Source organism: Paraburkholderia sp. D15, assembly GCF_029910215.1.
Classification (GTDB): Bacteria; Pseudomonadota; Gammaproteobacteria; order Burkholderiales; family Burkholderiaceae; genus Paraburkholderia.
The window spans coordinates 52,368-65,985 of sequence record NZ_CP110396.1 but is presented as its reverse complement, the minus strand read 5'-3'; the positions used below and the strand labels follow the sequence as shown (position 1 = coordinate 65,985).

The 13,618-nt window shown below is 65.1% G+C and carries 11 protein-coding genes; 9 read left to right on the top strand and 2 right to left on the bottom strand.

Translation table 11 applies throughout. The features are described from left to right. Positions 1-12 precede the first annotated feature (12 nt). The 9 genes from LFL96_RS19925 (at position 13) to LFL96_RS19885 (ending at position 11,356) form a co-directional block, all read left to right on the top strand. Positions 13-984 (top strand): dipeptidase, encoded by a 972-nt coding sequence (locus LFL96_RS19925; protein ID WP_281002437.1) that lies wholly within the window; start codon positions 13-15, stop codon positions 982-984. A 59-nt stretch (positions 985-1,043) separates the two neighbouring features. Continuing rightward, positions 1,044-1,580: a DUF5943 domain-containing protein gene (locus LFL96_RS19920; protein ID WP_281002436.1), complete on the top strand. Its 537-nt coding sequence runs from the start codon at positions 1,044-1,046 to the stop codon at positions 1,578-1,580. Between the two features lie 45 nt (positions 1,581-1,625). Next, positions 1,626-3,689, top strand: coding sequence for an NADH:flavin oxidoreductase (locus tag LFL96_RS19915; protein WP_281002435.1), 2,064 nt, complete (start codon positions 1,626-1,628; stop codon positions 3,687-3,689). 2 nt (positions 3,690-3,691) lie between these two features. Then, complete coding sequence (locus LFL96_RS19910) at positions 3,692-5,605, top strand: (Fe-S)-binding protein (RefSeq protein ID WP_281002434.1); 1,914 nt, start codon at positions 3,692-3,694, stop codon at positions 5,603-5,605. 4 nt (positions 5,606-5,609) lie between these two features. Continuing rightward, complete coding sequence (locus tag LFL96_RS19905; RefSeq protein WP_281002433.1) at positions 5,610-6,794, top strand: electron transfer flavoprotein subunit alpha/FixB family protein; 1,185 nt, start codon at positions 5,610-5,612, stop codon at positions 6,792-6,794. After that, positions 6,791-7,633 (top strand): electron transfer flavoprotein subunit beta/FixA family protein, encoded by an 843-nt coding sequence (locus LFL96_RS19900; RefSeq protein ID WP_281002432.1) that lies wholly within the window; start codon positions 6,791-6,793, stop codon positions 7,631-7,633. Before LFL96_RS19905 ends, LFL96_RS19900 begins: the two co-directional genes overlap by 4 nt. A 73-nt stretch (positions 7,634-7,706) precedes the next feature. Continuing rightward, positions 7,707-9,029 carry an aromatic ring-hydroxylating dioxygenase subunit alpha gene (locus tag LFL96_RS19895; RefSeq protein WP_281002431.1) on the top strand — a complete coding sequence of 441 codons (1,323 nt, stop codon included), beginning with the start codon at positions 7,707-7,709 and terminating at the stop codon, positions 9,027-9,029. A 29-nt stretch (positions 9,030-9,058) separates the two neighbouring features. Continuing rightward, the gene (locus LFL96_RS19890; protein WP_281002430.1) at positions 9,059-10,348 is read left to right on the top strand and encodes a hybrid-cluster NAD(P)-dependent oxidoreductase; all 1,290 of its coding nucleotides are present in this window, start codon (positions 9,059-9,061) and stop codon (positions 10,346-10,348) included. A gap of 147 nt (positions 10,349-10,495) precedes the next feature. After that, positions 10,496-11,356, top strand: coding sequence for a glycine betaine ABC transporter substrate-binding protein (locus tag LFL96_RS19885; protein ID WP_281002429.1), 861 nt, complete (start codon positions 10,496-10,498; stop codon positions 11,354-11,356). Between the two features lie 121 nt (positions 11,357-11,477). Here the strand turns inward: LFL96_RS19885 and purU are convergent, their stop codons facing one another. Both purU and LFL96_RS19875 read right to left on the bottom strand, forming a co-directional pair. Further along, positions 11,478-12,353 (bottom strand): formyltetrahydrofolate deformylase, encoded by an 876-nt coding sequence (gene purU / locus LFL96_RS19880; RefSeq protein WP_281002428.1) that lies wholly within the window; start codon positions 12,351-12,353, stop codon positions 11,478-11,480. 194 nt (positions 12,354-12,547) lie between these two features. Next, complete coding sequence (locus LFL96_RS19875) at positions 12,548-13,468, bottom strand: LysR family transcriptional regulator (protein ID WP_281002427.1); 921 nt, start codon at positions 13,466-13,468, stop codon at positions 12,548-12,550. Positions 13,469-13,618 lie beyond the last annotated feature (150 nt).

Sequence of the window (13,618 nt, the reverse complement as noted above, 5' to 3'; positions counted from 1 at the left end):
CTGGAGCACACGATGAGCACATTGCACGACAACAGCATCATCATCGACGGTCTGAACATTTCCAAGTTCGAGCGCTCGGTGTTCGAAGACATGCGCAAGGGCGGCGTGACCGCGGTCAACTGCACGGTATCGGTGTGGGAGAGTTTCCAGAAGACCGTCGACAACATCGCGGAGATGAAGCAGCAGATCCGCGAATACGGCGAGATCCTGACGCTGGTGCGCACCACCGACGACATCCATCGCGCGAAGAAAGAGAACAAGACGGGCATCATCTTCGGCTTCCAGAACGCGCATGCGTTCGAGGACAACCTCGGCTACATCGAAGCGTTCAAGGACCTCGGCGTGAACGTGGTGCAGCTTTGCTACAACACGCAGAACCTGGTCGGCACGGGTTGCTACGAGCGCGACGGCGGCCTGTCCGGTTACGGCCGCGAAGTGATTCAGGAGATGAATCGCGTCGGCATCATGGTCGATCTCTCGCATGTGGGCGGCAAGACATCGTCGGAGGCGATCGCCGCGTCGAACAAGCCGGTGTGTTACTCGCACTGCTGCCCGTCGGGGCTGAAGGAACATCCGCGCAACAAGAGCGACGAGCAACTGAAGGAGATCGCGGACGCGGGCGGTTTCGTCGGCGTGACGATGTTCGCGCCGTTCCTCAAGCGCGGCCCGGACGCCACCGTCGACGATTACATCGAGGCGATCGAATACGTGGTGAACCTGATCGGCGAGGATCAGGTCGGCATCGGCACGGACTTCACGCAGGGCTACAGCACCGAATTCTTCGACTGGATCACGCACGACAAGGGCCGTTACCGTCAATTGACGAACTTCGGCAAGGTCGTGAATCCCGAAGGCATCCGCACGATCGGCGAGTTTCCGAACCTCACCGCCGCGATGGAACGCGCCGGCTGGAGCGAGACGCGCATCAGGAAAATCATGGGCGAGAACTGGGTACGCGTGTTCGGCGAAGTCTGGAACGGCTGACGTTTCCGGGCACGACATTCGAAGCGCACTCTCACACGCAAAAAAAACGGAACCCTCACATGCAACCGCAACTGCCTATCGACGTCGATGCGGACACCGGCGTCTGGACCACCGACGCGCTGCCCATGCTGTACGTGCCGCGTCACTTCTTCACCAACAACCACACCGCGGTCGAGGAAGCGCTCGGGCTCGATACGTATGCGGAGATTCTCTACAAGGCCGGCTACAAGTCCGCGTATTTCTGGTGCGACAAGGAAGCGGCCAAGCACGGCATCAGCGGCATGGCGGTGTTCGAGCATTACCTGAAGCGCTTGTCGCAACGCGGCTGGGGCATCTTCACGATCACCGAGGCCGACCCGTCCACCTCGCATGCGCGCATCGAACTGCATCACTCGTCGTTCGTGCTCGCGCAGCCGGGCAAGGAGGGCAAGCTCTGCTACATGTTCGCCGGCTGGTTCGCGGGCGCGATGGACTGGGTCAACGACACCGCGCCGCAAGGCGCGCGCAAGGGACCGCCGTCGCATTCGCGCGAGGCGCAGTGCGCGGCCGAGCACCACGATCACTGTGTGTTCGAAGTGTCGCCGCACGCGGCTTAGCGCACGGCACGGCACAACAAGCAATCCATTCCGAGGTCGATCGCGATGCGTTACCCGAACCTTTTCAAGCCTCTCACGCTGAACCAGTTGACCTTGCGCAACCGCATCGTCAGCACGGCGCATGCGGAGGTGTACGCGGAACCCGGCGGCCTGCCCGGCGACCGTTATATCCGTTACTACGAAGAGAAGGCCAAGGGTGGCGTCGGCCTCGCCGTCTGCGGCGGGTCGAGCCCGGTATCGATCGACAGTCCGCAAGGCTGGTGGAAGTCGGTCAATCTGTCGACCGACAGGATCGTCGATCCGCTCGCGCGGCTCGCCGAGGCGATGCACCGGCACGGCGCGAAGATCATGATCCAGGCCACGCATATGGGGCGCCGTTCGGCGTTTCACGGCGAGCACTGGCCGCATCTGATGTCGCCGTCGGGCGTGCGCGAACCGGTGCACCGCGGCAACGCGAAGATCATCGAAGTGGAAGAGATCCGCCGCATCATCCGCGACTTCGCCGCGGCGGCCAAACGCGTGAAGGACGCGGGCATGGACGGCGTGGAGATTTCGGCCGCGCACCAGCATCTGATCGACCAGTTCTGGAGCCCGCGCACCAACTTCCGTACCGACGAATGGGGCGGCTCGCTGGAAAACCGTCTGCGTTTCGGCACCGAGGTGCTGAAGGCGGTACGCGAGGCGGTGGGCGCGGACTTCTGCGTCGGCCTGCGCATGTGCGGCGACGAATTCCATGAAGACGGTCTCGACCACGAGCAACTGAAAGAGATCGCTCAGGCGATGAGCGAAACCGGCCTGATCGATTACCTCGGCGTGATCGGTTCCGGCGCGGATACCCACAACACGCTCGCCAACTGCATGCCGCCGATGGCCTTGCCGCCCGAGCCGTTCGTGCATCTGGCGGCCGGCATCAAGTCGGTGGTGAAACTGCCGGTCATGCACGCGCAGAGCATTCGCGACGCGGGCCAGGCCGAGCGGCTGCTGGCAAGCGGCATGGTGGATCTGGTCGGCATGACGCGCGCGCAGATCGCCGACCCGCATATGGTCATCAAGATCCGCGATGGCCGCGAGGACGAGATCAAGCAATGCGTCGGCGCGAACTACTGCATCGACCGGCAATACAACGGCCTGGACGTGCTGTGCGTGCAGAACGCCGCGACCTCGCGCGAGGCGACCATGCCGCACGTGATCGCCAAGACGCGGGGTCCGAAGCGCAAGGTCGTGGTGGTCGGCGCGGGGCCGGCCGGACTCGAGGCGGCGCGCGTCGCGAAGTCGCGCGGTCACGACGTGGTGCTGTTCGAGAAGAACGACTACGTGGGCGGCCAGATCATGCTGGCCGCGAAGGCGCCGCAGCGCGAGCAGATGGCGGGCATCGTGCGCTGGTTCGACATGGAGACGAAGCGCCTCGGCGTGGATCGTCGCCTCGGTGTCGCCGCCGATGAAAAAACCATCATGGCCGAGAAGCCGGACATCGTCGTGCTCGCGACGGGCGGCTCGGCGTTCACGTCGCAGGTCGCGGCGTGGGGCGTGGATGCGGGGCTCGCGGTGAGTTCGTGGGATGTGCTGTCCGGCAAGGTCGAACCCGGCAAGAACGTGCTGGTGTACGACGGCGTCAGCACGCATGCGGGCGCGGGCGTCGCCGATTTCATGTCGAGCCGCGGCTCGCACGTGGAGATCGTGACGCCGGACGTGAAGGTGGCCGACGATGTCGGCGGCACCACGTTCCCGATTTTCTATCGCCGGCTGTACGCGCTAGGCGTGATCCATACGCCGAACTACTGGCTCGACAAGGTGTACGAGGAGGACGGCAGGAAGATTGCCGTGCTGCGCAACGAATACACCGAGGAGCAGGAAGAGCGCGCGGTCGATCAGGTGGTGATCGAGAACGGCAGCACGCCGAACGACGAGCTCTACTGGAAGCTCAAGCCGGAGTCGCTGAACCTGGGCCAGGTGGACGTGCACAAGCTGTTCGCGTCGGAACCGCAACCGTCGCTCGGCGAAACGCTCGGTGATGGCCGCTTCCTGCTGTTCCGCGTCGGCGACTGCATTTCCATGCACAACATTCACGGCGCGATCTACGACGCGCTGCGCCTTTGCAAGGATTTCTGACGATGAGCCCCGTGTTTGTCATCACCGTCCTGCTGTGGTTGTCGGTGGCGGGTCTGGCGTTCGCGCTGGTCAAACGCGCGGCGTACTGGCGCGAAGGGCGCGCGACGGCGGCCGGCGCGTACAGCTGGGTCAATCTGCTGGCGATTCCGAAGCGCTACTTCGTCGATCTGCACCACGTGGTGGCGCGCGATCCGTACATCGCCAGAACGCACGTGGCGACGGCGGGCGGCGCGATTCTCGCGATGGCGCTGGTGTTCGTCAACTACGGGCTCGCGATCTACTCGCCGTGGCTCGACCGGCTGATCTTTCTCGCGGCACTCGTGATGCTGGCCGGCGCGGTGTTCGTGTGGCGCCGCCGGCACGGCGCGAAAGCGGTACCGGCGCGGCTCTCGCGCGGCCCGTGGGATCAGTTGCCGTTGCTGCTCGGCGCGTTCGCGCTGGGGCTCGCGCTGTTCATCGCGCTGCCGGCCGCCGCGATGTCCGGCGCGCTCGCGGTGATCGTCGCGTTGCTGATCGCGGGCGGTGCGTTCGCGATGACGTTCGGCGCGGCGCGCGGCGGTCCGATGAAGCATGCGCTCGCGGGACTGCTGCACCTCGCGTTCCATCCGCGTCAGGAACGCTTCGCCGGGCGCAGCGACAACGACGTCGTGCCGCCGACCGCGCTGAAAATGCCGGTGCTCGATGCGAAGGAATACGGCGTCGGCAAGCCGGTCGAATTCCGCTGGAACCAGTTGCTCAGTTTCGACGCGTGCGTGCAATGCGGCAAGTGCGAGGCGGCCTGTCCCGCGTTCGCCGCCGGTCAGCCGCTGAATCCGAAGAAGCTGATTCAGGATCTGGTCACCGGCATGGTGGGCGGCACGGATGCGCTGTACGCGGGCAGTCCGACACCGGGCATTCCCGTCGGCAAGCATGCGGGTGCGCCGGGCAAGCCGCTGATTTCCGCGCTGATCGAGGCGGACACGCTATGGTCGTGCACCACCTGCCGCGCCTGCGTGCAGGAGTGCCCGATGTTGATCGAGCACGTCGACGCGATCGTCGACATGCGCCGCAACCAGACGCTGGTGGAAGGCAGCGTGCCGGGCAAGGGGCCGCTCACGCTGGCGAATCTGCGCGAGACCGGCAGCTCGAACGGCTACGACATCGGCGCGCGTTACGACTGGGCCGTCGATCTGCAGGTGCAGGTGGCCCAGCCCGGCCGTCCGGTGGAGGTGCTGCTGATCGCCGGCGAAGGGGCGTTCGACATGCGTTACCAGCGCACGCTGCGCGCACTGGTGAAGGTGCTGAACCGCGCGGGCATCGACTATGCGGTACTGGGCGGCGTGGAAACCGACACCGGCGACACGGCTCGCCGTCTCGGCGACGAGGCGACCTTCCAGCAGCTCGCGCGCAAGCTGATCGGCACGCTGTCGCAGTACTCGTTCGGCCGTATCGTTACCGCGGACCCGCACGTGCTGCACAGCCTGCGCAACGAGTACCGCGCGCTCGGCGGCTTCTACGAGGTTCTGCATCACACCGCGCTGATCGACGAACTGGTCGTGGGCGGCAAGCTGGCGCCGCGCGCGGTCGCCGCGCTGGCCGAGCGCAAGATCACCTATCACGATCCCTGTTACCTGGGCCGCTATAACGGCGAGACCGAGGCGCCGCGTCGCGTGCTGAAGAGCATCGGCATCAAGGTGGTGGAAATGGAGCGGCACGGCATGCGCGGACGCTGCTGCGGCGGTGGCGGCGGTGCGCCGCTGACCGATATCCCCGGCAAACGGCGCATTCCCGATATCCGCATCGACGATGCCCGCACGCTGGGCGCCGAGATCGTCGCGGTGGGATGTCCGAATTGCACCGCGATGCTCGAAGGCGTGGTCGGGCCGCGTCCGGACGTGCTGGACGTCGCCGAACTGGTTGCAGCAGCGCTGGAGTAACGGGATGACAACGCTCAAACGAATCGATCCGCGCCGGCCGTTCACGATCACGGCGGAGGGACTCAAACGCATCACGCTGGGCGTGACGGGCTCGACGGGCTTGGCGGATTCGCTGGATGTCGTCGCGCATGGCGCGGCGCATCGGGAACACGCGAAGGGCCAGCGCACGCACGAAGCCGCGCAACGCGTGCTGCTGGTCGCCGCGCACGCCGATCGTGGCGCATTGGACGATCACGCGCGGCAGACCCTCGCCGGCGCCGCGCTGATCGCGGATGCCGTCACCGAGGTCGTGCTGCTGGTGTTCGGCGAATTCACCGGCGACGCCGCCGCGCTCGGCGCCGACAAGCTGATCGAACTGCCGATGTTCGACCGCCGCGGCTTCGCGCCCGCCGACGAACTCAACGCATTGACCGCCGTCGTCGCGGCCTATGCGCCCGCGCATGTGTTCCTGCCCGACAACGCAACCGGCGACGGCGATCTTGGCCGGCGCTACGCGGCTGCCGCTGGCGCGAGCGTCGCCACGCACGTGGTCGAACTGGACGCGGCGCATGTGGCCAGCTACATCCGCGGCCATACGGCCTTCGCCGTGGGCTCGCTGCCCGAGGTCGTCCTGCTCGCGCCGAATGCGGTCGAGCCGAAGCTGCCGTTCGTCGGCGCGGGTGAGCGCGTGGTGTGGCGTTTCGACGGCGCGGCCTCGGCCTCGGCCGCGAAAGGCAGCGTGCGCGATCTCGGCATCGAGGAGATCGACGCGGCCCAGGTCGCGCTGGAGGAAGCGGATTTCATCGTCTCGGCGGGCAACGGCGTGAGCGACGTGCCCGCGTTCGAACGCCTCGCGTCGACGCTCGGTGCCGCGATCGGCGCGAGCCGCGTCGCCGTCGACGACGGCAAGTTCACCCGCGACAAGCAGATCGGCGCGACCGGCAAGACCGTCGAAGCGAGCGTGTATATCGCGTTCGGCATTTCCGGCGCGGTTCAGCATTTGCAGGGCATCAAGGATTGCCGTCACGTGATCGCGGTGAATCTCGACGCCAGCGCGCCGATCGCCAGGCGCGCGAACCTCACGGTGATCGCGGATGCGCGCGAAACTATCGCGGCGCTGACCGAAGCGGCAGCCGCGGCGCGCAGCGCGCGCGGCACCGGCGCTGCCTTGCTGAATTCAACCGCCGTCGCCGAGGGAGCGCTCGCATGAAGATCGCCGTGCTGGTTTCCGTGGGACGTCATCCGGTCAGCGGAGTCGCGCGCTACAGCCGCAACGATGGTGCCGCGCTGACGCTGGCGCTCTCGCTTGCGAAGACGCAACGCGCGACGCTGGACGTGCTGCATGCGGGCGATTCGTCGAATCCCGCGTTGCAGGAGTATCTGGCGCTCGGCGCAAGCGCGGTGGAAGTGATTCCGCTATCGGCGCCCGGCGCAAACGACGACGCAATATCGGACGCTTCGGCGTGCGATGCCGCGCCGCTACTCGCCGCTCGCCTGCGCGGCTACGACCTGGTGTTGACGGGTACGCGCGCCGAGGGTGCGTTCGACAGCGGCATGCTGCCGTATCAGGTGGCGCATGCGCTCGACGTGCCACTGGTCGGCGCGGCGGTCGATGTGACGCTGCGCGACGGTTGCGCCGAAGTCCGCCAGTTCATGCCGAAGGGTTTGCGCCGCCGTGTCGAAGTGCGACTGCCCGCGTTGATCGCCGTGCATCCGCTCGCCAACGCGACGCCGACCTACGCGTATGCACGGCTGCGCGAAGGCGCGATCCGTCCGGCGGCCGCGCTTGCTGAAGTCGCCGCAGCCGCCGCACCCGCCAGGATCGATGCGGGTGCAACCGCACCCGCCCGCACGCCGTGGACGATCCGCCCCGCGACCGCGAAGCCGGTGCGCCTCGCCGCCGCCGAAAAGCGCTCGGGCCACGCCCGCATGCTGTCGGCCACGACGACCGAGAGCCGCGGCGGCAGCGTCGTAATTGAAGGGAGTTCCGTCGAAAAAGCACAAGTGATTCTGGCGTATTTGCGCGAGCATCAACTCGTGGATTATTGATTTCCGGTTCGGGCCAGCATGCGACCAGGAGGGCCTGGCGCGGCGCCAGACGTGACATGCAACGGAGCACACAATGAAAGTTTCGGCAGACGTTCGCACGATGATCGAACGCCGCAAGAAGAATCACACGCTGGAAGCGCCGTTCTATACGAGCGAAGCCATTTTTGCGCTCGACATGGAGGCGATTTTCCGTCAGCACTGGATCCAGGTCGCGGTGGAACCGGACGTGCCGGAGCCGGGCGACTACATCACCGTGGAGCTGGGGCACGATTCGATCCTGATCGTGCGTGACGACGATATGCAGGTGCGCGCGTTCCATAACGTGTGCCGCCATCGCGGCGCGCGTCTGTGCAATACCGACAAGGGCTCGCTCGGCAATATCGTCTGTCCGTATCACAGCTGGACCTACAACCTGAACGGCGACCTGATGTTCGCCGAACACATGGGCGATCAGTTCGACCGCTGCAAGCACAGCCTGAAATCGGTGCACGTGCAGAATCTCGCCGGTCTGATTTTCATCTGCCTCGCCGACACGCCGCCCGCCGATTTCTCCGTGGTGCGCGACGCGATGGAGCCGTATCTGTTGCCGCACGATCTGGCCAACTGCAAGATCGCGGCGTCGATCGACATCGTCGAAGAGGGCAACTGGAAGCTCACGATGGAGAACAACCGCGAGTGCTATCACTGCGTCGCGAATCATCCGGAGCTGACCATTTCGCTGTACGAGTACGGCTTCGGCTATCAGCGCACGCCGGCCAATGAAGAAGGCATGGCCGCGTTCGAGGCGACCGTCGCGCGCCGCACCGCGCAGTGGGAAGCGATGAAGTTGCCGTCGGCGGAAATCGAGCGGCTGGCCGATCTCGTCACGGGCTTTCGCACCCAGCGCCTGCCGCTCGATCGCGACGGCGAGTCGCAGACGCTCGACGCGAAAGTGGCGTCGAGGAAACTGCTCGGCGGTTTCGAACAGGCGGACCTGGGCGGACTATCGTTCTGGACCCAGCCGAATTCGTGGCATCACTTCATGAGCGACCATATCGTCAGCTTCTCGGTGATCCCGCTGTCGGCCGGCAAGACGCTGGTGCGCACCAAGTGGCTCGTGCACAAGGAGGCGCGCGAGGGCATCGATTACGACGTCAACAACCTGACCGCCGTCTGGCGCGCGACGAACGATCAGGACCGCGCGCTCGTCGAGTATTCGCAACGCGGCGCGACCAGCAGCGCGTACGAGCCGGGTCCGTATTCGCCGTTCACCGAAGGCCTCGTCGAGAAGTTCTGCGAGTGGTATATCGGCCGTCTCGCGCAGTACGGCGATACGCCGCAAACCGACGATGCCGGCGCGAACGCGTCGGCCACCTCGGCTCAGCACGGCGAGAAAGTCGTGTCCTTCATGCGCTGAGCGCACCGCAACCAGGAGCGGAGAAAACAATGATGCGCGATCAGGCGACGTTTCAGCCCGGTGCCGAGCCAGCCCCCCACCGCGCGGAGAACCGTGTCACCCAGCCGCGCTTCTGGGATGCGCTGCCGGCGCGCTGGGACAGCGATGCCGACGACACGCTGGTGTGCTGCCACGTGCGTCAGGAAACGCACGACGTGAAGAGCTTTTTCTTTCGTGCGCCGTCCGAGCGCGCGTTCGTGTTCGAGCCGGGACAGTTCATCACGCTGGAGCTGGAGATCGACGGCGAGTCGATCAATCGCTGCTACACGATTTCGTCGCCGCCCACGCGGCCGCATACGATTTCGATCACCGTGAAGCGCGTGCCGGGCGGCAAGGTGTCGAACTGGCTGCACGACAATCTGCAGGCCGGCTCGCAGGTGCGCGTGCTCGGGCCGTCGGGCGAGTTCACCTGCGCGCGGCATCCGGCGCGCAAATTCCTGTTTCTGTCGGCGGGTTCGGGTATCACGCCGTTGATGTCGATGAGCCGCGCGCATCACGAACTCGGCGAGGATAGCGACATCGTGTTCGTGCACAGCGCGCGCACGCCCGACGACATCATCTTCGCGCGCGAGCTCGATCTGATCGCGGCGAACCAGGCGCAATTCCGTACGGCCTTCGTCTGCGAAAGGCTGGGCGCGCGCACGAACTGGCATGGCGTAACCGGTTTTCTGACGCTGCCCCTGCTCAGGCTGATCGCGCCGGATTTTCTGGAGCGCGAGATTTTTACCTGCGGCCCGGCGCCGTATATGCAGGCGGTGCGCAAGCTGCTCGATGAAGGTGGCTTCGATCGTCATCACTATCACGAGGAAAGTTTTTCGTTCGAGACGGTGAGCGAGGTGGCCGCGCAATTGACGACCGCGCACGTCGCGGATGCCTTGCAACTCGCGCCGGTCGCCGCGGAGGCTTTCGCGCAAGTGCGCGAACAGGCGGCCGGATTCGCGCCGCAGCCTGGGGTGGCGGACGTGCCGGTGCCGGCACCCGGGACCGCCGACACCGACACCGGCACCGACACTGGCACCCGCTTCAAGGTGAGTTTCGCGAGAAGCCATCGCGAGATCGAATGCGGTAGCGGCCAGCACGTGCTCGACGCGGCGAAGAAGGCGGGTGTGCGTTTGCCGGCGTCGTGCACGCAAGGCATGTGCGGCACCTGCAAGGTCAAACTCGTATCCGGCGAAGTGGCGATGAAGCACGCGGGCGGCATTCGTCAGCGGGAAATCGATCAGGGCATGGTGCTGTTGTGTTGCAGCAAGCCGCTGAGCGATCTCGTCGTGGATAAGTAAGACGAGAAATACGGCACGCGGTGAGCGCGTGCAAATTCAGGTCGCGCGTGGACAACTGGGTGTCGCAAAACAACGCTACCCGGCATTTCTGGCTGGCGATTCTAAATGCTCATTGGGTGACTTTGTACGGCGAACGGGAGAACGGCGATGAGACTGATCAAAAAGATACTGGTGTTGAGCGCGATGAGCGCGGCGCTCGCGGCGAGTAGCGTGAGCGTGGTGTCGGCGGATACCAAGCCGACCATCAAGATCGGTTACGTGGAAGGCTGGGACGACAGCGTGGCGACCTCGAACGTCGCCGCGCGCGTGATCGAGAAGCGTCTCGGCTATCAGGTGCAACTGGTGCCGGTCGCGGCGGGCGTGATGTGGCAGGGTGTGGCGCGCGGCGATCTCGACGCGACCTTGTCCGCGTGGCTGCCGGTCACACACGGCGCGTACTGGAACAACTTCAAGGACAAGGTGGTCGACCTCGGCGCGAACTTCAATGACGCGAAGATCGGCCTGATCGTGCCGGACAATGCGGACGTGAAGAGCGTCGGCGATCTGGAAGCGAAGAAGACGGAGTTCGGCGCGCGGATCGTCGGCATCGATGCGGGCGCCGGCGTGATGCAGAAGACGAGCGAAGCGATCAAGGCGTATGGCCTCGACTATCAACTGATGCCGAGTTCGGGCAGCGCGATGACCGCGGAACTCGCGCGTTCGGAGGCGGCCAGCAAGCCGATCATCGTGACGGGCTGGAAGCCGCATTGGATGTTCGCGAAGTACAAGCTGAAATTCCTCGACGATCCGAAGAAGGTGTTCGGCGAATCGGAGCACGTGGATACCGTCGTGAATCCGGAACTGGAGAAGAAGGCGCCGCCGGTGGTCGCGTTCCTGAAGAAGTTCCAGTGGAAACCGGGTGAGATCGACAGCGTGATGCTCGCGACGCAGAACGGCGAAAAACCGACCGCCGCCGCCGATGCATGGATCAGCGCGCATGGCGATCGGGTGGATAGCTGGGTGAAGTGAGTTTGATGGCCGGGTAATTTCTCTGAATCTTCTGATCGTGCTGCCGCTCCCGTCGAGCGGCAGTTCATAAAAAACGCCGCTTTTTAGCGGCGTTTCTTCGTTTTGCGGCCGTCCTGATCGACTATTGCAGCACCACGGTCCGGTCGCCATTGATGAACACGCGCCGTTCGATGAACGCTTTCACCGCACGCGCCAGCGTGATGCATTCGACGTCGCGTCCCGTCGCGAGCAGGCGCTCCGGACTATACGAGTGATCGACGCGTTCCACCACCTGTTCGATGATCGGCCCTTCGTCGACATCGTCGGTGACGAAGTGCGCGGTGGCGCCGATCAGTTTGACGCCACGCGTATGCGCCTGGTGATACGGCTTCGCACCCTTGAAGCCGGGCAGGAACGAATGATGGATATTGATCGCGCGCGCCGCCAGCGCGCGGCTCGTTTCGCCGGACAGAATCTGCATGTAGCGCGCGAGAATCATCAATTCCGCGCCGGACGTCTCGAACAGATCGAGCAGGCGGGCTTCCTGTTGCGGCTTGGTGTCGGCGGTGATCGGCAGATGATGGAACGGCAAGCCATGCTGTTGCGCGAGCGGTTCCAGATCGCGGTGATTCGAGCCGATGCCGACGATGTCCATTTTCAGTTCGCCCATGCGCCAGCGGAACAGCAGGTCGGCAAGGCAATGTTCCAGTTTCGACACCATGATCAGCACCTTGGGCCGCGTATCGACCTCGTGGATCGCCCACGTCATGCGAAAACGTTCGGCGATCGGCTCGAACTCGCGCATCAGCCCGTCGGCATGCAGCGTCTGTGCGCTATCGACCCCGTGAAATACGCAGCGCACGAAGAAGCGCTCGCTGAGATCGTCGTCGAACACGGTCAGTTCGTCGATATAGCAATGATGCCGGTCGAGAAAGCCGACGACGGCGGCGACCTGGCCCGCCGCGCTCGGACACGCGACGGTGAGTACCAGTTGATCGGGACGGGAATCGGCGGACATGCGCTCTCCACTTGGACGATAGGACGATGCCGCGGGACGCGGCATGCATCGTTGCAGTAGAGCAAACCGGGGGTGGGTGAGGATAGAAGTTAACCGCCTTCGCGGTGGAACGGGGGCGTCAATGCCGGCTCGGCGGCTCAAGACGTCTGTTCTTCCGTGCTGGCCGCGTGGGATGAAAGCAGGGATGCCGTTCGCTAGGCGTCGAGCCCGCATTCGCCGAGCAGCCATTGCCGGAACGCGTTGATTGCGGGCGTGCCCGGCGTGGCCGCGCGTTGCGTGACGAGCAGATAGCCGCGTTCGGTGACGACCGGCGTATCGAATAGCTCGACGAGTTGACCGGTCGCGAGCAATTCGTCCACCAGCGGCGCCCAGCCGAGCGCCACGCCCTGACCCATGATCGCCGCGTGCGCGACCAGCGTGAAGCTGTTGAACGTCATGCCGCGCGGTGCGGCGGGGGCATCGAGATCGTGCGCGGCGAACCAGTCGGCCCAGGAAAGCCAGCGCGCCGGTTGCGTCGGCTCCAGATGCAGCAGCGGCACGTCGCGCAGATCGGCGGGCGTGCGCAGCGACGGATGCGCGGCGATGAAGGACGGACTGCACACCGGCGTGACGTGTTCCGGAAACAGCTTCACGACGCCGCGCGCGGACCAGTCCGCATGCTCGTCGCCGAATGCGATCGCAATGTCGGCCTGATCGAGCGACGGTTCGAACACGCTTTGCGAGGTGATGATCTTCACGTCGACTTCCGGCATCAGCGCCTTGAATTGCGACAGGCGCGGCATCAGCCAGTAGGTCGCGAAGCCGAAATCGGTGGACAGTGTGAGGGTTTGCGGGTTGCGCCGTCCGCGAATGTCGGCGGTGGCGACGCGAATCGTGTCGAGCGCGTGGCGCACCGCTTCGAATAGACGCTCACCGTCCTGCGTCAGCGTCACGCCGCGATGGCCGCGTTCGAAGAGTGGCGCGCCGAGCGCCTGTTCGAGTTGCACCACGCGTTGGCTGACTGCCGGCTGCGTCGAGCCAAGTTCGCGGGCCGCGGCCGTGAAGCTGGCGAGACGCGCGGCGGATTCGAACATCGTCAATGCCTGCATGGACGGCAAACGATCCTGCCTCGACATAACTCCCCCTTATGGGCACATAAAGAATTGCCGTCTTCACAGCCGCGAATTGGACGGCAATAGTGGTGCGCAAGGTGGGCGGCATCGCGCGTACGCTGCAACAGCGCAGCCGATGCCGCATCACCTGGTCCGATACCGGCGATTCTATTC